The 22750-nt window shown below is 57.9% G+C and carries 18 protein-coding genes; 8 read left to right on the top strand and 10 right to left on the bottom strand.

Translation table 11 applies throughout. The annotated features are described in order from the left end of the window. The 6 genes from PQR62_RS05865 to PQR62_RS05840 form a co-directional block, all read right to left on the bottom strand. Positions 1–3807: beta strand repeat-containing protein (locus PQR62_RS05865; RefSeq protein ID WP_408155716.1), on the bottom strand; the 3807-nt coding region annotated here is incomplete at its 3' end. A 99-nt stretch (positions 3808–3906) separates the two neighbouring features. After that, positions 3907–5616, bottom strand: coding sequence for a peptidase domain-containing ABC transporter (locus PQR62_RS05860; protein WP_408155714.1), 1710 nt, complete (start codon positions 5614–5616; stop codon positions 3907–3909). 54 nt (positions 5617–5670) lie between these two features. Then, complete coding sequence (locus PQR62_RS05855; protein ID WP_408155712.1) at positions 5671–7341, bottom strand: biopolymer transporter ExbB; 1671 nt, start codon at positions 7339–7341, stop codon at positions 5671–5673. A 118-nt stretch (positions 7342–7459) separates the two neighbouring features. Next, complete coding sequence (locus tag PQR62_RS05850) at positions 7460–8767, bottom strand: HlyD family type I secretion periplasmic adaptor subunit (protein ID WP_408155710.1); 1308 nt, start codon at positions 8765–8767, stop codon at positions 7460–7462. A gap of 63 nt (positions 8768–8830) precedes the next feature. Further along, entirely contained in the window at positions 8831–9622 is a 792-nt protein-coding gene (locus PQR62_RS05845; RefSeq protein ID WP_408155708.1) for an OmpA family protein, read from the bottom strand. A gap of 15 nt (positions 9623–9637) precedes the next feature. Next, complete coding sequence (locus tag PQR62_RS05840) at positions 9638–11233, bottom strand: TolC family protein (protein WP_408155706.1); 1596 nt, start codon at positions 11231–11233, stop codon at positions 9638–9640. Between the two features lie 638 nt (positions 11234–11871). Here PQR62_RS05840 and htpG point away from each other — a divergent pair. The 4 genes from htpG to PQR62_RS05820 all read left to right on the top strand — a co-directional run bounded on the left by htpG (position 11872) and on the right by PQR62_RS05820 (position 15620). Continuing rightward, entirely contained in the window at positions 11872–13785 is a 1914-nt protein-coding gene (htpG, locus tag PQR62_RS05835; protein ID WP_408155704.1) for a molecular chaperone HtpG, read from the top strand. A gap of 250 nt (positions 13786–14035) precedes the next feature. Then, positions 14036–14446, top strand: a complete 411-nt coding sequence (locus PQR62_RS05830; protein ID WP_408155702.1) for a DUF1090 domain-containing protein — start codon at positions 14036–14038, stop codon at positions 14444–14446. Positions 14447–14542: 96 nt separating this feature from the next. Then, entirely contained in the window at positions 14543–15064 is a 522-nt protein-coding gene (locus PQR62_RS05825) for an FUSC family protein (protein WP_408155700.1), read from the top strand. Next, a complete protein-coding gene (locus PQR62_RS05820) occupies positions 15048–15620 on the top strand; it encodes a GNAT family N-acetyltransferase (protein WP_408155698.1) in 573 nt (190 codons plus the stop codon). Before PQR62_RS05825 ends, PQR62_RS05820 begins: the two co-directional genes overlap by 17 nt. Before the next feature lie 161 nt (positions 15621–15781). Here PQR62_RS05820 and rplI read toward each other — a convergent pair whose 3' ends face one another. From rplI to rpsF, 4 genes are read right to left on the bottom strand one after another with little or no spacing between them, the layout of a single operon-like run. Then, positions 15782–16234 (bottom strand): 50S ribosomal protein L9, encoded by a 453-nt coding sequence (gene rplI / locus PQR62_RS05815; RefSeq protein ID WP_408155696.1) that lies wholly within the window; start codon positions 16232–16234, stop codon positions 15782–15784. Positions 16235–16260: 26 nt separating this feature from the next. Continuing rightward, on the bottom strand, positions 16261–16545 hold the full coding sequence (gene rpsR / locus PQR62_RS05810) for a 30S ribosomal protein S18 (protein ID WP_006462643.1): 285 nt from the start codon (positions 16543–16545) through the stop codon (positions 16261–16263). Between the two features lie 26 nt (positions 16546–16571). Next, positions 16572–16871: a primosomal replication protein N gene (gene priB, locus PQR62_RS05805; protein ID WP_408155694.1), complete on the bottom strand. Its 300-nt coding sequence runs from the start codon at positions 16869–16871 to the stop codon at positions 16572–16574. 35 nt (positions 16872–16906) lie between these two features. Continuing rightward, positions 16907–17272, bottom strand: coding sequence for a 30S ribosomal protein S6 (rpsF, locus tag PQR62_RS05800; RefSeq protein WP_006462645.1), 366 nt, complete (start codon positions 17270–17272; stop codon positions 16907–16909). A 285-nt stretch (positions 17273–17557) separates the two neighbouring features. Between rpsF and lexA the strand changes: the two genes are divergently transcribed. The 4 genes from lexA to PQR62_RS05780 all read left to right on the top strand — a co-directional run bounded on the left by lexA (position 17558) and on the right by PQR62_RS05780 (position 22551). Continuing rightward, positions 17558–18208, top strand: a complete 651-nt coding sequence (gene lexA, locus PQR62_RS05795) for a transcriptional repressor LexA (RefSeq protein ID WP_408155692.1) — start codon at positions 17558–17560, stop codon at positions 18206–18208. Between the two features lie 512 nt (positions 18209–18720). Further along, the gene (locus PQR62_RS05790) at positions 18721–20685 is read left to right on the top strand and encodes a tetratricopeptide repeat protein (protein WP_408155690.1); all 1965 of its coding nucleotides are present in this window, start codon (positions 18721–18723) and stop codon (positions 20683–20685) included. Positions 20686–21020: 335 nt separating this feature from the next. After that, positions 21021–22109 carry a flagellin N-terminal helical domain-containing protein gene (locus tag PQR62_RS05785; protein ID WP_408155688.1) on the top strand — a complete coding sequence of 363 codons (1089 nt, stop codon included), beginning with the start codon at positions 21021–21023 and terminating at the stop codon, positions 22107–22109. Positions 22110–22143: 34 nt separating this feature from the next. After that, positions 22144–22551 (top strand): flagellar protein FlaG, encoded by a 408-nt coding sequence (locus PQR62_RS05780; RefSeq protein ID WP_408155686.1) that lies wholly within the window; start codon positions 22144–22146, stop codon positions 22549–22551. Positions 22552–22750 lie beyond the last annotated feature (199 nt).

The raw sequence follows: 22750 nt of genomic DNA, 5'->3' as shown, positions 1-22750 counted from the left end.
ACTGCCGGTGACATCCTGAATGTTGACATAGGTATCGCCGTTGGCGTAGCTGACTTGCCCCGTCACCGCATCGCCGCCGACATTATTGAACAGGTCAACCTTGACGCCGTTGACCGAATATGAATAGTTCACCAGGTTATGCAGCGTACCCGTGCCGCCATCGAACTTGTTGGCAAGTGCGTTGGCGTAGAAGGTGTCATCGAAGGCACTACCGGTAACGTCCTGAATATTGATCAGCTTATCGCCGGCAGCATAGCCGCCGCTGGTGCCGGTACCATCGGTGTGATTCAGATCGACCGTCACCGCTTGCCCGGAATAGGCGTAGCTGACGCGGTTATGCGAGCCATTGCTGCTGACGCCGCCGTCAAAGGTATTGCTGTCACTGCTGGAGATGAACAGATCATCCTGCGACGAGCCGATCGCATTTTCAATGCCGACGTAGACATCCGTATCCGCGTAACCGCCGGTACCGACGTTGTTGACCAGGTCGACCGTCACGCCCGCATTGGAATAGGCATAGCTCACCGTATCTGAACCTTGCAGACCGGTGAACACATTCTTTTCGGCGCTGGCAATGAAGGTGTCGTCATAGGCGGAACCGATGACATTCTGAATATGGCTGTAACTATCGCCCGCAGCAAAGCCGTTGCTACCCACCCCATTGACCAGATCGACAGTGACGCCGGTGGCATCGCTGGCCTTGGCATAACTGACGGTATTGTTGCCCAGACCGCCCTCGAAGGCATTGGCGGCGTTGCTGGCGATGAATGTATCGTTGCCGTCGCTGCCGATGACGTTCTGGATATTGACGTAGGTATCGTTGTTGGCATAGCCGCCGCTGCCGGTGCCGTTCACCAGGTCGATCGTGACGGCGGCAGTGGAAGCCGCATAGCTGACCGTATTGGAGCCCAGACCGCCATCAAAACTGTTGTCGGCGGCGCTGGCGACAAAGGTATCGTTGAAGTTGCTACCGGTCAGATCCTGAATATTGACCAGCTTGTCGCCGGTCGCATAACCGCCGCCGGTGCCGGTGCCGTTGGTGTAATTCAGATCCACCGTGACGCCCAGCGTGGAGGCTGCATAGCTGACGCGGTTGTGCACTGAGCTGCCGCCGCCGTCGAAGCTGTTGGCATCCGAACTGGCGATGAAGGTGTCGTCGTAGACGCTGCCGATCAGGTTCTGGATGTTGGTGAACGAGTCACCTGCGGCATAAGCGCCGCCGGTGCCGGTGCCTATGGTATTGGTCAGGTCAATGGTCACCGGACCGGTAGAGCGCGCATAACTGACTGTATTGGATCCGAGTCCGCCGTTGAAATTGTTGGCGTCGGCACTGGCGATGAAAATATCGTCGAAGTTACTGCCGATCACATTCTGGATATGCGCCAGCGTGTCGCCCTGGGCGTAGCCGCCGCTGCCGGTGCCGTTATACAGATCGACCGTGACCGCCTGGGTCGAAAAGGCATAGCTGACAGTATCCGATCCACCCAGTCCGCCATTGAAGCTGTTGGCATCCAGACTGGCGATGAAGGTATCCGAATACGAACTGCCGACGATGTTCTGAATATGGGTGTAGGTATTGTTCTGAGCGTATCCGCCGCTACCGGTCAGCGTGATCATGTTGACCGTGACGGCAGCCGTCGAGGCGCCATAATTGACGGTATCCGAACCGGCGCTGCCACCGTCGAAATGTACGCTGTCGATACCGGCGACGAAGGTATCGTCGTAGGCGCTGCCGATCACGTTCTGAATATGATTGTAAGTATCGCCGTCGGCAAAACCGCCGGTGCCGCGGCCGTTCACGAAATTGACGGAAACGCCAGCCGTGGAGCCGGCATAACTCACCGTATCGTTGCCGCCGGTGCCGCCATCGAAGCTGTTGGCATCGACATTGCCGACAAAGGTGTCGTCGTAGGCCGTACCGATGATGTTTTGAATATGGGTATAGCTGTCACCCGCTGCCGCCCCGCCGCTGCCCAGGCCAGTTTGCAGATTGACATTGACGCCGGCACCCGAAGAGGCATACGACACGGTATCGGAGCCGCCCGAACCGCCATCGAAACGATTGGCGTCGGTGTTGGCGATGAAGATATCGTTGTACGCGCTGCCGATCACGTTCTGGATATGGGTGTAGGTATCGCCCTGGGCATAACCGCCGCTGCCGGTGGAAGTCACCAGATTGACCGTAACGCCGGCAGTGGACGCCGAATACGAAACAGTATCCGAGCCGCCCGAACCGCCGTCGATGCGATTGACCGCCGCATTGGCGACGATGGTATCGCTATACGCACTGCCCTTCACGTTCTGGATGTTGGTCAGCGTGTCGCCCTGCGCATCGCCGCCGGTGCCGGTGCCGGCCGCCAGATCGACGGTGACGCCCGAGCTCGATCCGGTATAGCCGGCGGTATTGTTGCCGCTGCCGCCGACCAGCCGGTCGGCGCCGGCGCCGCCTTCGAAATAGGTATTGCCGCTGCCGCCGTAGATGGTGTCGTTGCCGGTGCCGCCGTACAGCAGGTCATTGGCATTGCTGCCATAGATCGTGGTGCCGGCGTTGTTGCCGGCATGCACCTCATGCGGCACGCCTTGCGCCGGCAGGATCAGCACGCTGTCGCCGGTGGCCGGGTCAAGATAGGTCAGATCGTTGTAGGAAGTCGCATCTTTCACCGCCACGTGGCGCAGATCGGTGAGCGACAGCACGCCATCCGAAGTAGCAATTGACGTGGTGAATGTGAGATCGAACTGCTGGTGCACCGGCGAGGCCGAATCCGCCAGCACGGTGTTGTATTGCAGCTGGAGATTGAACTCCTTCTGACCGGCGCTGACTGCAATCTGATAAGTGCCGTTGCCCAGATCGGTGCCATTCAAGACCGTCATGTTCGACGGGATGCCGGTCACCGTCAGCGACAGCACGGTGCCGTCGCCGGTGATCGCCACATTGAACACCTTGACGAAGCTGCCCGAGGAATTGCCCGCGGCGTAGATGGTCGTGACGTCGTTGCCGGCGGTGATCTGCTGGGTGCTGAACTGGATCAGGTTGGAGGCATCGGTGGCCGACGCCGGAATGCCGCCACTGCCGTACAGCGTGCTGCCATCCTGCGTGACCGTGGTCAGATTGACCAGCTTGACCGCCATGGTCGGCGCCTGCGGCCCGATCACGTGGGTCGACGGAATGGTGCCGGGCCGCTCGGGCGGCGCGGTCACTTCCACCTGCTTGGTGGGTGGCGGAGTATCGGAGGTGGAGTTCTGGCTGGCGACAATAGCTGCCTGAACAGCTACGGAGGAAGACTCTCCCGCGGTCGGCTGGGTTGGAATCGATTGACTTTGCGCGCCATTACTGGTGACCGAAGTTGCATTGTCGTGAATGATCTTCGACAACTGGCTGACCGCATCGCTGGTCACGCTGGCGGCGTTGCGATCGTAAGTGACATTGGCCTGGCCCTGACCGTTGGATTCGGCGCTGGCGGTGCGGTCATGCGTGGCGATCGGATCGGAATTGAGAATCTTCGACTGATCGTTCGGCTGCAGCGGAATCTTGCCGACCTGATCGAGGAAGCGCCCGGTGTCCTGAGTCGTATCGGCAAACTTGATCTTGGAGCGATCATCCATCGCCTCCATGGCGCCGCCGGCCAACACCACCTTGGTGCCGTCGGCCATGTGCAGCACCATGTCGACGTCGACCACCTGCACCCGCTGCACTGCGCCACGCGGCGCGTTCAGCTGAAAATTGCCGGTCTGATCGGGCATCACCACCCGTACCGGGCCGGTGATCTTTTCCGCTGCGTTCGCTTGTGGAGAATTTGCGGTTGCCATAGTTTTCCTCGCTGTCGAAGATCGTCGTTAAGTTCAGTAGATCAAAAAACTGCATGCGCCGGGATGCGTCTGCCGCCCCGTTCAAATGCCCTCAGGCACTCACATCTTCAGCACCTGATCGCGCGGGCCGTCGGCCACAATCTTGCCGCCGTCGATGGCAATGATTCTGTCCATATGCTTGAGCAAAGCAGGACTATGCGTCGCCACCACCAAGGTACGCTGCGCCGAAAAGGCAATCAGATGCTCGATGATGCGCGCCTCGGTGCCCTGATCGATGCCGGTGGTCGGTTCGTCCAGCAGCATGATGCGCGGCATGGCGGCAATCGTGCGCGCCAGCGCCACCATCTGGCGCTGGCCGCCGGACAAGTTGCCGGGCGCCTTCAGCACCTGATCCAGGCGCAGTTCGCCGCGCGCGATCAGATCGCTGAGCCCGGACACCGCCAAAGCTGCTTCATACACATTGCCGGGCACGCGATCGCCGATGAAGATATTCGCCGCCAGGCTGCCGTCGAAGACGAAGGGTTCTTGCGGTTTGAAACCTATGCAGCGCATGCGCACCGGCGCCGCATAGGCGGTCACGGCGACGCCGTCGATCAGCACGTGGCCCTCCTCCGGCCGATGCAAACCCGCCAGCGCGCGCAGCAAGGTCGATTTTCCTGAACCTGAACGGCCGACGATGCCGACCTTTTCGCCGGGACGGATGGTCAGTGAGACATTCTGCAGCGTGGGCTTTTCTTTCTTGTCCAGATGCAGCATCAGATTGCCGACCTGAATCAGGCCGCCCATGTCCTGACGCATGACATCCACGATCGCCTGTTCCGGCTCATCGTCGAAAATGTCATCGAACTCGGCCCGCGCGCGCTTGAACATGTCGATACGGCCCAGCAACAGCGAAACGGTGGACAAGGTCGATGCGGCGCGGCTGATCAGCAAGGAGCTGGCGATCAGTGCGCCGACCGTCAGCACATTGTCTTCCACCAGATAGACGCCCACCACCAGCGTAGCCACTGCGATGATGGTGTAACCGACCGTCGCAACGGCGTAGCCGACATTGCCCCAGAAACGGCTCTTTGCCAGCGCCAGCGCATTGTCGCTGGCGTCGTTCAGGAAAGCGCGCAGCAGACGCTCCTGCAGCGGCGAGGTCTTCAGGGTATCCATGCCGAACACGATGCTGGCCAGCTTATCGATCTTGCCGATGCCCGCCTTCATCGCGGCATTGGCGTAATCGATGGTCGGCACCTTGAACAGCAATTGCGTGGTGACCAGCAAGGCGCCCCCGACCAGAATCACCCACACCATGTGGCCGCCGATCAGACCCAGGACCACCAGATACAGCAGCAGGAACGGCAGATCGACCAGCAGCAGCATGTAGTTCGACGACAGCAGATCGCGCGCCGAACTGAGGTCGCGATATTTGGCCAGCACCACGCCCACCGGTGCATTGACTTTGGCGCTGAGCAGACGGCGCGCAGACACGGCATCGAACTCGACGTCCATGCGGCCGGCCAGTTGCTCGATATAGAACACGCGGATGATGCGCAGCACCAGCTCCAGCACGATGAACAACGCCATGCCGAGGGTCAGCATCCACAGCGTTTCCGGGATGTGATTGCCGATCACCTTGTCGTACACCAGGCGCGAATACACCGGCATCAGCAAGCCCAGCAGATTCACCAGTATCCCGGCCACGATGATCTCGACAAAGCGGCTGCCGTAGGCGCGCAGCAGCGACAGATAAGTCGGGTCCTTGCGCAGGGCCTGAAGATCGGCCTGCGGCTGGTCGACGTGAATCTGATCGCTTTCGTTCATGCTGCCACTCTCCCGGTGAAACTGTTCAGGCTGCGCCTGCCCTCAAACTGAAACTCAGGATGAAGTCGGCTTGTTGGCGGCCGACATTTCGCGGATCGCTTCGCGCAGTTCGAGACGCAGATCCTTGACCATGGTCTGGCGGCCGGTGCGCATTTCGTCGATCACGGTCTGCCAGTTGATGTTCTGACGCATCAGCGCTTCGGTGATCGAGGTCAGCGATTGCGGAATCGCGCTCAGGCTCTTGACGCGGTCGTTCTGCATCGCCATGTGCTTGGCCAGATCGATCTGCAACTGACGCGCCGACAAGGCATCGCGCGCCATATTGCTGGAGTTCTCGCCGATGGTGTTGCCCAGCTCGCCCAGACGCGACGCCACGGTCGAGTGAATTTCGCCCTGGTGCTGAATCGCGCCCAGTTCGTCGGCCATGCGGATCGAAATCTGATTGAGCAGATTCGGCAACTGCGCGATGTTCTGCGCCGACTTTTCGTTGACGTTGGCCAGTTCCGACTGCTGCGCCTGCAATGAGGTCAGCGAAGTGGATAAGGACATCTGACCGGCCTGGATGGTCGACATGATCTGCGGCAGCACGTCGAAGGTGCGCAGCGCGATGTCGCCGTTGACCGAGAGGCGCTCTTCCAGCAGCGACAGGCTGTCGGTCAGATCGCGCGCAGAGGTAATCTTTTGATTGATGATCTGGCCGACGTTGCGGATTTCTTCCAGCGTCTGCTGCCCCACTTCGTGCATGCGCGGACCGAAGGCCACCAGCTGGCGCAGATTGCGCGACTCTTCCATGCTGTCGTTGAACAGCTGGACGATGTTGTTGAGGCGATCGTTCAGGCCTTCCAGCTTGATGCCGGCCTGCAGCGAGGCTTCCGAACTGTTGCGCGCAGCCATGATGGATTCGCGTTGCAGCACCATCAGATCCTGCAGGAACTCGGCGAGGAAGGTTTCCGACACGCCCTGGCGCTGCGTCGCGGCCGGGCCGGAGGCATCGTGAATCACGTGCTGCACCATTTCGCTGATGCATTCGCGCGCGCGCGCCACCAGCTTCTTGCCGGCGCCGCGCAGCGGGGTCAGCGTCAGCCCCAGCACCAGAGAACCGATCAGACCGAACATCGAGGCCGAAAACGCCGTGCCCATGCTGGCCAGCGGTTTTTGCAGATCGGCCACCAGATGCAGGAAGGAAGCATCCATGTCGCCGCCCTGGCTGGCCTTGCCGAAACCGTCGATCAGTGCTGCCGTGCCGACCAGCGTTTCCAGCAGACCGATAAAGGTACCGAGCAGACCGAGCGCGATCATGAAGCCGGCCAGGAAATGCGGAAACTCCAGTTTGGCTTCCAGGTGCGCCTGCAAATCGGCCAGCGAACGTTCGATGGTTTCCTGCTCGATACGCGATGTCAGACGTCCCTTGGTGCTCGCCACACTGACCAGCACCTTGCCGATTTCACTGCCGACGAATTCGGGCGCCTTGCTCAGATCGTCCATCGACTCGCCGGCAGTGGTACGTGCATAAAACTGACCCAGCTTGCCGAACTCCCAGTTCACGCGCCACAGGTTGTAGCCGATCAGGCCGACCCCGAACAAGGCCACCGAAATGATGAACAGGTTCAGAAACGGATTGATATGAATCGCGTGCAGCACGAAGTCCCGGAACAGGAAACCTCCCAGCAGCAGGAACAGCGAGGGAATGGCAGCGAGTGCATAGAAATGGCGCAGATTTTTCATACGTTCAAAGTTCCGGGGAAGTGGACGCAAACAACAACAAGGTCAACCATGCCGGCGGCGTCGGAGGAAACCGGCGCCGCTGCATCGTCTGAATTGAAAAACGAAAACGTGCGGGCGCTCATCGCGGCTCCCGCAGCGCCGTCTGGCCGAAACGGCTCAACGGCGACATGATGTATTGCCAGACGGTGCGACGACCGACGATGACGTCGGCGGTGGCGGTCATGCCCGGCATCAGCGCCAGATTGCGCTGCAATTCACCCGCGCCGCGCTTGACCTCGATCTTGACGCGGTAGAAACGTTCGCCGCGCTGTTCTTCCGGCACGGTGTCGGCGCTGACCTCGGTCACCACCCCCTCCATCGCGCCGTAGACGCCGTAGTCGTAGGCAGAAACTTTCACGCGCGCCGGCGCGCCGGTTACCAGCTGGGCACGGTCCGACGGAGAAATTTTAGCTTCGATCACCAGCTTGTCGTCGGTGGGCGTCATTTCGATAATCGGATCACCCGGCTTGACCACGCCGCCGATGGTGTTCATCAGCACCCGGTTGACCACGCCATCCATCGGCGCCCGCACTTCGGAGCGCGACACGCGGTCGTTGCGTGACTTGATTTCTTCCAGCAGACGCGCCAGTTCGGTTTCATTGGCGGTAAGTTCGGTGCGGGCATCGGAACGGAATTTGGACGTGGCTTCAGCCATCTTGGCCTGCGACTCGGCGATCGCCGCATTCAGGCGCGGGATCATGGCGTTGGTGGCGCTCAGGCGGCTTTGCGCGTCCTGGGTCTTGGCCTGCGCCTGGATGTCTTCCAGCTGCGACGCGGCGGCGCGCTCCAGCATGCTGTGAATCAGCTTGGACTGGCGCTGCGCCAGTTCGTATTCGCTGACCTGACTTTTCTGGCGGCTGAGAGCTTCGCCCAGCTCGGCCTGACGTTGCGCAGTCTGCTCGCGCAGCACGCTGAGTTCTTGCGTCAGTTTGGATTGGCGTGCCGAGAAGGACGCCTGTTCGCTTTGCACTGCAGGATCATCGCGCGCCAGATCAGCCGGCATCTGCAGCACGCCGGCGCCGCTGGCTTCGGCCGAGAGCCGGGTGATCTTGGCGCGCAGGCCGAGAATCTTGACGCGGCCTTCGCCCAGATCGGCATTGGCGCGCACATCGGCGATGGAAATCAGGGTCTGCCCTTTTTTCACGGCAGCGCCCTCGCGCACCAGGATGGCGGAAACGATGCCGCCTTCCAGATGCTGAATCACCTGATTATGTTCGGAGGCGACAATGCGACCGCTGCCGCGCACCACCATGTCGATCGGCGCGAAGATCGACCAGATCAGCAGCAACAACAGCAAGACGGTGCAGACCAGCACGAACAGGCGCGGACGCGGCATGCGGGTCCAGTCTCCGAGGCGTCGATCCAGCTTGGGCGCGATCCGCCGCATGACGCCTTTGCTGCCGGCGGCAAGCGCGCCGTCAGTGGCTGATTTGAACGCGCCGCCTATCATTTATTTGGCTCCCGCCGCCAGGTATTGCACAATCACGCGCGAGTTGGATTCGGCACCGTTTTCGGCGGTCGCCACACGACTCACCACGCGCTCCTTGTCGACCCCTGCATCAATCAGGTGATTGCGCACGGCAACGGTGCGGTAATACGCGCGACGACGGCTCTCGCTGTACTCCGCCGAACCAATCACGCCGGTCACCACGATCTTGCCCTGCGAGGCCTTGGCGCGGCGCACCCAGTCGCCGATGCTGCCGTCGAGCGACTTGGCTGCGGCGTCATTGAGCTGGGTCGAGTCGTTGTCGAAATTGATCACCACCGACTTTGAACTGCCGTCCACCCGTACGCCGGGCGCGATTTCCTTGGGCGTGGGCTCGGTCTTGACCTGAATAGCGTTGTTGCTGGCGGCGGCGTCGCTGCGCAGGCTGCCGGCATCGGATTGCAGCGGCGGCGCGGCGGCCAGTTTGGTCTTGAGCACCGCGACTTCACGCCGCAGTTGCTCCAGCTCCTGGTTCTGGGAACGGTCTCTGGTTTCGCTCTGGATCTGCGAGCTATTGACGGCCTGGCCGTCCGGCGCATTGACCGGATCGACCTTGCTCTTGGTCTTGACGTTGGCCGATTCGATTTGTGTCTGGCCCTGCGCCACCAGCTTGCTGACCTTCATCTGCGCCAGCTTCTGCGAGTAGTAGAACAGCGTCACGACGAACACCACGACCACGAAAATCATGACCAGCACGACGTTGGACAACGCGTCCACAAACCCCGGCCAGAAATTCTGTTCCTTGCCCCCTTCCATAGCTCCCCAAGCCCCTTATTTCTCTGATGGCGACTGATTGATCGGTGGTGTCTGCGGCTGCGGCATCACTTGCGGCTGATCCGGCACCAATGGCTGTTGCGGCTGTTGCGGCTGTTGCTGCCGTTGTTGCGCCTGCGACGCCTGAGGCGGCGCCGACGTGCGGCCGGTATTACGCAAAATCTGATAGCTGATATCGGCCTGCTGGAACAACAGCGCAGCAAAATCCATGCGCGCCTGATAAGCCTGCTGATACGCATCCAGCACGTCCAGCAACTGCTTGCTGCCGGTGGACAGTTGCTCGAGGAAGACGTCGGCCACATTGGCGGTGGTCTGATAGGCCAGGCGCGAGATTTCCATGCGCTTGCGCACTGCGCTCAGGGTGCGATAGTTGATCTCGACCTGCTCTTTCAGCTTGCGCTCCAGATCGAGCGCGGTGTTGCTCTTTTCCACATACTTGGCGCCGATCTGCTTCTGGTAGTACATGTCAGTGCCGCCGTTGAGCAGGTTCATGCTCATGACCAGCATCAGACGGCGATCGGTCGCCAGTTGCAGGCTGCCGTCGCCGGTATTGACGGCGCCGCCGGCGCCGCGCGTCTTGGTTTGCGTCAGCTCCACCGCGAAGGTGGGCGAAAAGCGCGAACGCGCCGACTTCAATTCTTCATTGGCGGCATCGACGTCGCGCCGCGCGGCCAGAATGCCGGGGTTGGTTTCGTAGATGTCTTTCAGCGCCAGCTTGGAGGTCAGCGGCACCGCCGGCATCATGTGGTCCGGCACCTCGACCTTGCGAATGTCTTTACCGGTGAGCTGATTGAGCGACACCATGGTGCTTTCCAGCGCGCCTTCGGCTTCGGCCACTGCTGCCTGTGCCGTCAGGGAACGGCCGCGCACGCGCTCAAAATCGATACGGCTGGCGCCGCCGCCTTCCAGACGCTTGCGCATATAGTCCAGCAAGGCATTCATGCGGGTCGAATAGCTGCGCGCGAAGGTCAGCGAAGCGTAGGCGCGCATGACGTCGTAATAGGCCTTGATGGAGGTGTAATACAGCGTTTCGCGAGCGTCGTCGCGGCGCAGATCGGCCGCCTTGGACATGGAGCGCTGCTTCTGGAAATCGAAATAGGAGCCCGGCGCAAAGATGGGCTGACGACCGATCAGGGTCACATCCCAGCGCTTGTGGGTGGAGGCGTCGGCGACGCTGCCGGTGGCCGGATCGATGGCCGAAGATGGCGACGAATATTCACGCCCCTTCTGCGCGCGCAGATCAATGGTCGGCCCCAGCTGGCCCAGCGCGGCCTTCATCGCATAATCGGCCTGATCGGCCTGAGCCGAGGTCGCGGCATAGCTGTAGCTGTTGTTGAGCGCCAGATCGAGCACTTGCTGCAGACTCAGAAACGGAATCTGCTCGCCTTCGATATCGATCGCCACCTGAGGCAGTGCGATGGCATTGCCTGTAAAGTCAGCATCGGACTGGCGCAACAGCACCAGAATTTCATCGTCCGGACCGGGAACGGCGTTGGCATCCAATGGGGGGAAAACAGGAACCGGCGCCTGCGCGGCCGCGGTAAGGGCGGCAGCCCCGGCCGGATCGGCGCCGAGGCGAATTTGTGGCGGCACTGCCAGCGCATCTGCCGGCTTTTGCTGAACGGTGGCCGCGACATCCTCCGCAGGCGTTTGGGAATTCTGAGCTTCGGAGGCAGTCACCCATCCAAGCTGAGCAAGCAGACCGAAGAAAATACCAAAGAAAAAATTCTTGCGCTTAGACACTATCATTGAACAAACAAGACCAGCACCAGACTAGCCCCCGCCCCATCACGAATGAAGAAAATTGACAGCCTTTCAGAGTAGCTGCCGCGACATCACTGACTTCAATCGCCCCCCGATTCCGATGGCGACGTTTCTTTTTATTGATGTTGAAAGATTACCAATTATACGTGAGGCAATCTTTGCTTTATGACAAAAATAATTCTAACACTTGCAGGTTGCAGGAAAATTACAGAAAAACCGTAAAAAACCATTTAATTTCAATTGACTCGGTGCATTTGATAACAACGCCGCAATTATCTTCAGGTTGACCTAAAAGCGCCATAAGGACTTTCAGAAAAGTTGCCAAATCGCAAAAGAAACAAATAAAAGTGCAGTTGAAAAACCACATAAGCACACCATATCTGCGCAATCGTTTCATTTAGTTTTACTGTTCGTCGCTTTCCCTGGATTCATTCAGTCATTCATTCTGTTTTATTGATGAGGTAAACATGGCATCACCCGAGAAGCAAACCCTGGGCTTTCAGGCCGAAGTCAAACAACTGCTGCAGTTGATGATCCATTCGCTGTATTCGAACAAGGAAATTTTCCTGCGCGAACTGGTTTCGAACGCATCCGACGCTGCCGACAAGCTGCGCTTTGAAGCAATCAATAACGGCGCGCTGTTCGAAAACGACCCCGAACTGAAAATCAAGATCAGCTTCGACAAGGCAGCCCGCACCATCACCATTTCCGACAATGGCATCGGCATGAGCCGCGAAGACGCGATTTCGCATCTGGGCACCATCGCCAAGTCCGGCACCAAGGAATTTTTCTCCAACCTGTCGGGCGACCAGCAAAAAGATGCGGCACTGATCGGCCAGTTCGGCGTCGGCTTTTACTCCGGCTTCATCATCGCCGATCGCATCACGGTCGAAACCCGCCGCGCCGGCCTGCCTGCGAGCGAAGGCGTGCGCTGGGAATCAGAAGGCGCCGGCGAGTTCTCGATCGAAGCGATCGAGAAGGCGACCCGCGGCTCCGACATCATCCTGCATCTGCGCGAAGGCGAAGATGAGTTCTTGTCGAGCTGGCAACTGAAATCGGTGATCCGCAAGTATTCCGACCATATCTCGCTGCCTATCCTGATGCAGAAGGAAGAATGGGACGAAGAGAAGAAGGAAACGGTCCTCAAGGACGAACTGGAAACCGTCAACCAGGCCAGCGCGCTGTGGACCCGCAGCAAATCGGACATCACGCCTGAACAGTACGAAGAGTTCTACAAGCACATCTCGCATGACTACGGCTCGCCGCTGGCCTATACCCACAACCGCGTGGAAGGCCGCAGCGAATATACCCAACTGCTGTACATCCCGACGCGCGCGCCGTTCGACATGTGGGATCGCAACAAGCGTGGCGGCATCAAGCTGTACGTCAAGCGCGTGTTCATCATGGACGATGCCGAGCAGCTGATGCCGGTCTATCTGCGCTTCGTCAAGGGTGTGATCGATTCGGCCGATCTGCCGCTCAACGTATCCCGTGAAATCCTGCAGGAATCGCGCGACGTCAAGGCGATACGTGAAGGCTCGACCAAGCGCGTGCTGAGCCTGCTGGAGGAACTGGCCAACAGCGACGAGCAGGAACAGAAAGACAAGTACGCCGGCTTCTGGACCGAGTTCGGCCAGGCGCTGAAGGAAGGCATAGGCGAAGATGCACCCAACAAGGAACGCATCGCCAAACTGCTGCGCTTCGCCTCGACCCACAATGACTCGGACGCCCAGACCACTTCCTTCGCCGATTACATCGGCCGCATGAAGGAAGGTCAGAGCAAGATCTATTACGTCACCGGCGAGAGTTATCACGCCGCCAAGAACAGCCCGCATCTGGAAATCTTCCGCAAGAAAGGCGTGGAAGTCTTGCTGCTGACCGATCGCGTCGACGAATGGATGCTGTCCTTCCTGCAGGACTTTGAAGGCAAGGAACTGGCTTCGGTAGCCAAGGGCGATCTGGATCTGGGCACGCTGGAAAATGAGGCAGAGAAGAAGCAGCACGAAGAAACCGAAACCCAGTTCAAGGAACTCGTCGACAAGATGAAGACTTCGCTGGGCGACAAGGCCAAGGACGTGCGCGTGACCTTCCGTCTGACAGACTCGCCGGCCTGCCTGGTGGCAGACGAAAACGAATTGTCGGGCAATCTGATGCGCATGCTGAAAGCGGCCGGCCAGGCTGCACCGGAAGCCAAGCCGATTCTGGAAATCAATCCGGATCACCCCCTGGTGCAACGCCTGAAGTACGAAGAAGCCAAGTTCGACGACTGGTCGCACATTCTGTTCGACCAAGCTTTGCTGGCCGAAGGCGGCGCGCTGAGCGACCCGTCCGGCTTCGTCAAGCGCCTCAACGACATGCTGCTGGGCATGGCGTCGAAGTAAGCGACTTGCACGTTCTGCAATAAACGTCTTGCTTCATGTGGCGCCGGTGATTTTTGCAGCACGCCGGCGACCACACTGAAAGATAAGCTTGTTGCTACTGACGGCGGCCACCACGGCCGCCGTCGGCTTTTCAGCGTGCCGCATTCACGCTGCCCTCCCTCTCCTCCTCACTCGGATCGGCTCAATGACAGTTGCCACAAGCGCGGCTGATCCTATACAGTGAAGCCCATCATTTGCCGAGGAGAACCGCATGACCCGCACATCACTCCGTCGTCTGGCCGCTTCATTGCCATTCCTGCTATCCATCGCTGCTACCGGCAGCCCAGCCTTTGCCGCCGATCCGGCGCCGCTCGCTGGCTGCGCCGCCAAGCGTCAGGATGTGCAGACCCAACTGGACTACGCCCGCGCGCACAAGAACAAGGCGCAGGAGGCCAAACTCAACATCGCACTCAAGCAAATCGAAGAAAACTGCACTGACGAAGGCTTGCGTCGTGAACGCGAAGCCGACGTCAGCAAGAAGGAAAAGAAAGTCGCCGAACGCAAGGCCGAGCTGGAAGAAGCCAAAGCTGCAGGCAAGAACGCCAAAGTCGGGAAGTTGCAAAAGAAACTGCAAAGCGCAGAAGATGAACTGGCGAAAGCCCAGAGCCAGCTCTCGAAATAAAATCATCGACGCACTCGTCCGCCAGCAGCGGACGCAGTGCATCCGGGCCCATCCGACACATCCGCACCGCGAGACTGCGGCATCTGCATCACCCACATGGAATTCAACTTCATCAGCCCGCGCAAGAATGCGCTGGTCTACCTCATCAAGATTCTCAGCGGTTCATTGATACTTTGGTACGGCCTGCGCGCGCTCGGCGTTGAAGAGCCCTACTGGGCCATGATCTCGCTGATCATCGTAACCGAGCCGGATATGACGGTGGCCAAGGCCAATTTTCGCGCGCGCCTGATCAATACGATTTCGGGTTGCATCATTTCATGCGTGGCACTGGTGATCTTCGGCGCGACCTTCCTGACGCTGATCGTTGCATTGACGGTGTCGGTACTGGTGGCGATGCTGTTTCAGAATTACCCCAGCAACTGGCGCCTGGGCCCGGCCACGGTGGTCATTCTGCTGTCGGCGGCATTCTCCGGCAGCGGCCTGAATCAGGAACTGCACCTGGCCTTGATGCGTGTCGGCGAAGTGATTGTCGGCAGCACCGTGGCGCTGCTGCAGACCGTGATTTATATGCAAGTCATCAAATATCGCAAGCGCACTGCCGATGACACAGACCATTGATTTTTCCTTGCACGGCGAACGCGTGCTGCTGCGCAGCTGGCGCGCCAGCGATCTGGCGCCATTCGCCGCGCTCAATGCCGACGCCGATGTCATGCGCCACTTCCCTTCGCGCCTGACGCGCGAAGAAAGCGATGCACTGGTGATGCGGATCCAGACGCATTTCATCAAGTATGGTTTCGGGCCCTGGGTGCTTGAGATTCCCGGCCAGATCGAGTTCGGCGGCTTCGTCGGCTTGCTGCACGTTTCTTTTGATGCGCCCTTCACACCCGCCGTCGAAATCGGCTGGCGCCTGCTGCCGCAACTATGGGGCAAGGGCTATGCCACTGAAGCGGCGCAACTGGCCTTGCGCTACGCTTTCGAATCGCTGCATCTGAAACGCGTGGTCTCGTTTACGGCGCCGGCCAATCTTGCCTCGCTGGCGGTGATGCACAGGCTGGGCATGCAGCCCGCACTTCCATCTGAATTCCAACACCCCAAACTGCCGCCCGGCCATCACCTGCAATTGCATAAGCTGTTTGAGATCAGACTGGAAGAATGGCTGTCGCGCAAAGCCTGACGCAGCCGGGCTTGCGCATGGCAATCCGAAATCAACGCCAGGACATTCGATGTGATGAGGAAGACAATGCAAGAAGTGAAACAGCAAAACCGTGAGTGAAGCAATAAAAAAGCCGGCTTGCGCCGGCTTTTTACTTACTGCAGAACGTGCAAAGCGTTGAATTACGCTTGCTCGCCCTTGACAGCGATGGTCACATCGATGACGACATCGGTGTGCAGCGCCACGGAGACCGGGTGCTCGCCCACGATCTTCAGCGGGCCGTTTGGCAGACGCACTTGCGACTTTTCGACCGGGAAACCCTTCTTTGCCAGCGCATCAGCGATGTCGAAGTTGGTCACGGAACCGAACAGACGGCCATCAACGCCGGCCTTTTGTGCGATTTCAACAGTAGTGCCGCCCAGCTTTTCGCCTTGAGCTTGTGCTGCTGCCAGCTTTTCAGCTGCTGCCTTTTCCAGCTCAGCGCGCTTTGCTTCGAATTCAGCGATAGCCGATTCAGTAGCACGACGAGCCTTGCGTTGCGGGATCAGGAAGTTACGTGCGAAACCGTCCTTGACGCGGACAACTTCACCCAGACCGCCCAGATTGGCGACTTTTTCCAACAGAATGACTTGCATGTTTTTCTCCTATATCCAGTCGTCGATTACGCGTTGTGCAGATCGGTGTACGGCAGCAGCGCGAGGTAACGTGCGCGCTTGATTGCTGTATCGACTTGACGCTGGTAGTGGGCCTTGGTGCCGGTCAGACGTGCTGGCATGATCTTGCCGTTTTCCTGAACGAAATCCTTCAGGGTGTCGACGTCCTTGTAATCCACCTGTTCAACGCCAGCGGCGGTGAAGCGGCAGAATTTCTTGCGCTTGAACAGCGGGTTTTGCTGTTGACGCTTGTTTTTCAGTTTGCTTTTATCGAACTTTTTACCGAATGCCATTTTTGGCTCCTGTATCTTAAATTGGGTTAAACCTGTGTGAACGGGTCAAAATCAATGATGTGAAACACAAGGCTTTTGCTGTTGCGATTCTTGCGGGCCAGAAATCCGGAAAACCGGAACAATCCACCCAACGGCGTCTGACTGAATCGACCTGAAATTTCTCCGGCGGCCATGGCCACCATTTCAAATTCGACCAGACGCTTGATACCTGCCTCAACCTGTTCCGACTGATGCTGCAATCTTGCCTGCACGATCGGAATGCCTGCCGGGGTATAACGCACTACATCGCGCTCTGCCACGGTGCCTACAAATTGAAACTGATTCACGCTCCGTTCATTCGCAAAAATCGTCAGATCAGCAATTAAGCTGCTGGTGCTTCAGTGCGGCTCTTGGCTGCGTCTTCCTTCTGTACTGCCTTCAGGATTGGCGAAGGACCGGTTTCGGCCTTCTTCATCTTGACGGTCAGGTGACGCAGAACGGCATCGTTGAATTTGAAGCCGGTTTCGATTTCGGCCAGTGTTTCGCTGTCGACTTCGATGTTCAGGCAAACGTAGTGCGCCTTGGCCAGTTTTTGAATCTGATATGCCAATTGACGACGACCCCAATCTTCGACGCGGTGAACCTTACCGCCGCGAGTTGTGACGATGCCCTTGTAACGCTCGATCATCGCTGGAACTTGCTCGCTTTGATCCGGATGGACGATAAATACGATTTCATAATGACGCATGTAGACTCCTTTTGGACTGATTGACAAATCGCCCACCCCGGCGTCAAGACGGGTGTGGGAAGAGGAAAACGCGCAATCATACAGAAGAACCGCTAAAAACTCAATTCTTTCAATGCTTTGCGTGAAAGATGCCGAGTGCGCTGGCGGTTTTACCACGATCCCCATTGCGCCTCCTCGGGAGAAATTGCGCTTGCCTTGCGCAAATGTTGCATTGACACAAACAGACAACTGTATAAAAATACAGACTGTTGATCCAACCAGTCCTCACCCGGAAAGCCCGCCACCATGCTGAAACTGACTGCGCGCCAGGAACAGATTCTCAACCTGATCAAGAACGCGATCGAAAATACGGGCTTCCCCCCGACACGCGCCGAAATCGCCACCGAACTGGGCTTCCGCTCCGCCAATGCAGCCGAAGAACATTTGCAGGCACTGGCCCGCAAAGGCGCCATCGAAATCTCTCCCGGCACTTCGCGCGGCATTCGGCTGCGTGAATCCGGCCTCAGCAGCCAGGCCCGCCAGATGGCGCTGCCGCACCCCGCCCTGATGCAACTCAGCCTGCCGCTGATCGGACGCGTCGCCGCCGGCTCACCGATTCTGGCGCAGGAACATATAGAGAAGAACTTCCAGGTCGATCCAGCCTTTTTCCCCACCAAACCCGACTATCTGCTGAAGGTACGCGGCATGTCGATGCGCGACGCCGGCATCCTCGACGGCGATCTGCTGGCGGTCAAAAAGGCCGATCAGGCCCGCAACGGGCAGATCGTGGTGGCCCGCCTAGGCGACGATGTCACGGTCAAGCGCTATCAAAAAACCGGATCGCTGATCGAACTGCTGCCGGAGAATCCGGATTTCCAGCCCATCCAGATACGCGCCGGCGAGGAGGATTTCGTATTGGAAGGTTTGGCCGTGGGACTCATGCGCAACTGGGGTTGATGCGGACAGCGTGATATTGAGATTGAATGGCTCGTCACGCAACAGCGGCTCCGATCACTCACTCTCAATATCTAGAGCTATCTATATATATGCATGCGGAGCAACTGCTGGTGAGCAGAAAATACTCGCCTTTGGCCTCTCAAGCCAAAGTATCAGCGTGCAGACTATATAGATACGCCGTCCGGCAACGCCATCCAGAAGAAGTTATTGATCAGTAGCGCCCTCCGGCACCACCATCGAGAAACGCCCTGCAATTTGCGGCCAAACGCTCAAAAGCCCCAAACGATAGTTACCAATAGTCGACCAATTTCAATCCGATAAGTCAGCCCGCGCCAAAACGCGGGCTTTTTTGCTTTCTGTTTGACAATTAGGAAGCGGGCTTTGACGCATATGATGCAGGCTATAGAATTCTGTCAGCACTGCACGCAGCTATAGCACAAGACAAGTTCGCAGCATTCCTTATCCATACTCAAGCCACCGATACCACCTACACATCGCAAGGGAAATGTTTGATGTCCACGCGCAAGAGCAGCACTAAAACCGCCAAAATCTCGGGCAATCCTCAACTGAAAGACCTGCTCGATGTGCGGGAATGCCTGGACTTGCTGGATAACCGCAAGGTCGAGGAAGCAAAAAGACTTTGCCTCGAAGTGCTGAAGCGAGCACCAACATTGGTGTTCGCCAACCACGCACGCGGCCTTATCGCGTTGCGGGAAGAAGCGTACAAAGAAGCTGAGACCTATCTGCGCAAAGCCGTCAGCGCCGATCCTCAGAATGCCGAATACATCACCAATCTGGCTGGTTCAATCCTGAAGCAGGATCGTATCGATGACGCCATCAAATGTTACGAACAAGCCATCGCCATCGACACGGAAAATCGCGAAGCCCGCGTCGGCCTTGCCAATGCGCTTCACGAAAAAAACGATCCGGATGCCTCCATTGCCTACTTTGAAGATGCAGTAAAGCGCGAACCCGAAGCCCCCGGCCCGCTGTCGCACCTGGGCCGCGCGCTGATCGATGCCAAGCGCTACAACGAGGCCATCGCCACGATTCTGAAGTCACTGGAACTGCAAATCAGCTTCGCCCCCGCACACACAGCCCTGGGCGAAGCGTTTTATGCAATGGAGATGCTCAAGGAGTCGCTGGAGTCGCACAAGACATCCCTGCTGCTGGATCCGAACGACATTTATGCGCACAACAAGATTGCAGATACTTACCTGAAACTCAAGGATGCTGACAAGGCGCACGAACACTATCAACGCGTCATCGAGATTGCGCCCAAAGACCCGAACAGCTACGCCAAGCTGGCCGCCAGCTATTTCGGCACCCAGGATCGTTACGATGAGGCCATGGCGCTGTTCCGCAAATGCCTGGAGCTCGATCCAAGGCACGCACTTACCTACAACAATATCGGCGCGGTCATGTACGACCACGGCGAAACGCACGAGGCGCTCGATTATTTCGTCAAAGCACTGGAGCTGAAGCCCAACTATCTGACGGCGACACACAATCTTGCGCTAGGGCAATTGCTTCACGGCGATCTGAAGGAAGGCTGGAAAAATCATGAAAGCCGCCTGACGGTCAAAGAACGCAATCACGTCTATCGGCTTATTCACAAATTATTCGGCATCATTCCCAAATGGGACGGCGTGTCGTCGCTGGAAGGCAAACGCATTTTGCTGATGCACGAACAAGGCTTCGGCGACAGCATTCAATTCGTCCGCTACGTCAAATTGCTGCTGGCGCGCGGCGCCCAGGTCGCCTTGCATGTAAAGGATCCGCTTTACCGCCTGTTCCATAGCGTATCGGATCAGGTCATCCTGGTTCGCGAAAAAGATAAGCTGCCGAAATGTGACTGCGCCTATGTGTTAATGAGCTTGCCGCACGCACTGGGAACCGACCGCGTCGAAGACATCCCGTCCTATCCGTCTTATCTGGCCTCGCCCCCCGAAGACCGGGCGCGATGGAAGATCAATATGGCCAGCATATCAAAAAACCAAAAAGCGCTGAAGGTAGGCTTTGTCTGGGGCGGCAATCCGGAACATGGCAATGACCGCAAGCGTTCAATGCCCCTGGATAAATTACTGCCGCTGTTTCACACCCCGAACGTCGAATTCTATTCGCTGCAAAAAGGCGGCCCGGTCGCGGATCTTAAAAACATCCCGCCTGGACTGCCGGTTTTTAATATCGGAGAGGATTTCAAGGATTTCGCCGACACGGCAGCCGCAATGGACAACCTGGACCTGATCATCAGCGTCGACACCTCGGTGGTGCACCTGGCGGGCGCGCTGGGAAGACCTACGTGGACGCTGTTAGCCTTCACCCCCGATTGGCGCTGGCTCAAGGATCGCGAAGATTCGCCGTGGTATCCGAGCATGCGCCTGTTCCGTCAACCGAAGGCTGGCGACTGGGACGATGTGGTGAGCCGGATGGGGCAGGAACTGATCAAATTGCGAGACAGCAAGACCGCGGCTTAAATACCCGCCAATACAAAGCTCGCCGGGCAAAACGTACCCCGGCGAGCTTTTCTTATCAGGAAATTCCTTAAATCAGAGGAATTTCTCCCTCCCCAACAAAATTCTCCTAAAGTTTTTCCAAATGCCGTCGAAATATGACTTGCTTGGATCATTAAAGCACGTGGTTTTAGTTCGGATGGCACAGGAAAAAGAATTTTGCGAATAGCCCTAAACTTTTTCCGATACCTTCCGATAAAGCATACAACAGCGGTTGAATCGCCTGAGGCTCATGGGTAAAAGACCAAAGTTAAGCACTGAAACTCGGATTATCGGTCTCAAATCTTAGGAGAATTAACATGGCATCAGTCATTAATACCAATATTGCGTCGCTTAACACGCAACGCAATTTGAACACCTCGCAATCGTCGCTGAATACTTCGATTCAACGTTTGTCCTCCGGTCTGCGCGTCAACAGCGCCAAGGATGACGCCGCCGGCCTGGCAATTGCCGACCGCATGAACGCTCAGGTCAAGGGCCTGGCCGTTGCACAACGTAACGCCAACGACGGCATCTCGCTGGCGCAAACCGCTGAAGGCGCCCTGAGCACCGTCACCGACAACCTGCAACGTATGCGTGAACTGGCCGTTCAAGCCACTAACGGTTCGAACAGCGCTCAAGATCGCAAGACACTGAACGACGAATACAAGCAACTGTCGGACGAAGTTTTCCGCGTCCTGAACGGCACAACTTTCAACGGCCAAAACCTGTTCACCGGTGTTGGTTCGGGCGCCAGCGCCGGCACAGGTGCTGACTCCGCCAACGTTTCGGCTTCGCTGACTCTGACTTTCCAAGTCGGCGCCAACGTTACCGACAACAAGCTGAATGACCAGATCAGCATCTCCCTGTCCGACCTGTCGAACGACTCGACCATGGCTGACGTGATCGGTACCAGCGCCAAGGGCCTGATCGGTCTGGGCACCACCACCAGCGTCGACTCCGCTCAAGTGACTTACACTTCGGCCAAGGCTGCTCTGGACAACCTGTTCGCAACCGGCTCGACTCTGACTGCTTCGGCACTGGCTTCGTCGGCAGTGACTCTGCAAACAGCGATCGACAGCGCCAAGCTGGATCTGGACAAGGCAATTGCCGACCCGACCGCACAAAGCGATGCGCAAAAAGCGATCAAGAATCTGGACAAGGCGATCAGCCTGATCTCCTCCAAGCGCGCCGAGTTCGGTGCGGTTCAGAACCGCTTCACCGCCGTCATCAGCAACTTGCAGATTTCGAGCGAAAACATCACCGCATCGCGCAGCCGTATCATGGATACCGACTACGCGGCGGAAACTGCCAACCTGACCCGTGCGCAGATTCTGCAACAGGCTGGTACAGCGATGTTGTCGCAAGCGAACTCGGCACCGCAATCGGTACTGTCGCTGTTGAAATAAGTCTGACAGCTAGGTAGCATGACGTGCGGGGGATATGGAAGTATTCTCCGCACGTTTTTTTGTCAAAGGGAGTAACACCATGTCGATTTCCCCGCTCAATATAACGGCTGCAAGCGATTCAGGAACTGCGTATGCAGCACCAAAATCAGCAGCGACAACTCCAGATCCAGTGGTATCGACGATTGCAGCACCTGCTACGCCGGAAGCGCGCCGCGCCTCGGAAAGCGATGTCGCAGATGCGGTGGACAAGCTCAACAGCTTTGCCAGCGCCAATGCAGCAGCAATCACTTTCTCCCAGGACAAGGAAACTGGCAAAACCATCGTGAAAGTTGTCGACACGGCAACCGACAAGGTATTGCGCCAGATCCCCAGCCTGGAAGCACTCGAAATTGCGAAGTCCATCGACAAGCTGCAAGGCCTGTTGATCAAAGACAAAGCTTGATCAAGTCTGGTACGAACTGTTGTTTGCGAATTCAGTCATGCGCAGATATGTTTCTCTCGCGCATGATATCTTTCGCCTTCACTAGTTCATAACAGATTTGCATTTGTTCTTCTATTCTGGCACCACCGCTTCGGCGAAACCGATCGCCAGAAAGCGGAACTCATGAAGGACCTTGGGCGGTAAGGCGTAACTCCATCTG

This window comes from Herbaspirillum lusitanum, assembly GCF_046025995.1.
In the GTDB taxonomy this organism is placed as follows: Bacteria; Pseudomonadota; Gammaproteobacteria; order Burkholderiales; family Burkholderiaceae_D; genus Herbaspirillum; species Herbaspirillum lusitanum_A.
Note: the sequence above shows the minus strand (reverse complement) of the source record. Positions and strands in the feature narration are given on the sequence as shown.